The following is a 616-nucleotide window of genomic DNA, read 5'->3' on the forward strand; positions in this document are numbered from 1 at the left end:
CTTCGATCACGACGAATTCGTCTGCAAGGCCGTCAACCAAGAGCACCACGACCAGGCCGTGCGCCGCGGGCACACCATCGGTTTGTGCTTCGGATCAGCCGGCGTAGGAAAGACACTCTCCGCGCGCCGCTACGCACACTACGAGAAGGCTCATGACCTGCTGACCTACTGGGGGCCGCGCTCCGACAACGACGCCAAGATCTACGCCGCCTTGAACCGGAGCCGCACCGTGCTCTACACCCCCAGCGTGCTGACCACCCCGCGGACCCTGAAGGACGAGCTGACCCAAGCCATCACCCGCACCAACATGTGCATCGAGCAGCACCTCGTACCTCCCGGCACGGCCACTCCCGAGGCCTGGGGATGGCGACACGGCAGGAACTACGTGGAGCTGATCATCGTCGACGAGGCCGAACGACTGCGTCCCGCCGCTCTGGAACTGCTGCGCGATCGCTACGACCGCGACGACATCGCCCTGATCCTGATCGGCATGCCCGGCCTGGAGAAGCAGTTCAGCCACTACCCCCAGTTCTACAGCCGAGTCGGCTTCGCCCACCAGTACCGGCCCCTGGGACAAGACGAACTGCTGTTCGTCCTCGAGCGACACTGGCGATCC

General features: G+C 64.8%; 1 protein-coding gene. It reads left to right on the top strand.

Going from position 1 to position 616, the window contains the following annotated elements; genetic code table 11:
- Positions 1-58 precede the first annotated feature (58 nt).
- On the top strand, positions 59-616 hold a 558-nt coding region (locus IG178_RS24400), incomplete at its 3' end, for an AAA family ATPase (RefSeq protein ID WP_343226038.1).

It is taken from the genome of Neoluteolibacter marinus (assembly GCF_014904755.1).
In the GTDB taxonomy this organism is placed as follows: Bacteria; Verrucomicrobiota; Verrucomicrobiia; order Verrucomicrobiales; family Akkermansiaceae; genus Haloferula; species Haloferula marina.